Origin of the sequence: Methylobacterium sp. B1, assembly GCF_000333255.1 — a bacterium.
Classification (GTDB): domain Bacteria; phylum Pseudomonadota; class Alphaproteobacteria; order Rhizobiales; family Beijerinckiaceae; genus Methylobacterium; species Methylobacterium fujisawaense.
Window position 1 is genome coordinate 1 of record NZ_BACT01000135.1, and the last position, 328, is coordinate 328.

Sequence of the window (328 nt, forward strand, 5' to 3'; positions counted from 1 at the left end):
GAGATTTTTTTAAAGCAGCGATCAGCGGGGCAACTTCTAATGTTCTGCCAACACTGGAGTTTCAATATCCGAATGTAAATTTTAATGACAGGAATTCTGTCCTGGCTACCGCAAAGGCGCTGGAAGATACTGGTGTAGCAGCATATAATGGTGCCGGAAAATATATTACTAATGCAGATTATCTTGTGATTGCCGGAAAAATTGTTTCCGTAGAAGCAAGACATGCCTCAGCGATCAGAAATCTTATCAATCCCGGAAGTGCAGCTTTTTCAGGTGATGATGTTATTGATGCTAACGGATTGGATCTAGCTAAAGAACCTAAAGATAT

At 40.5% G+C, this 328-nt stretch carries 1 protein-coding gene; it reads left to right on the forward strand.

Annotated features, from left to right (window positions below; genetic code table 11):
• Window positions 1-328: ferritin-like domain-containing protein (locus I53_RS30830; protein ID WP_148291060.1), on the forward strand; the 328-nt coding region annotated here is incomplete at both ends.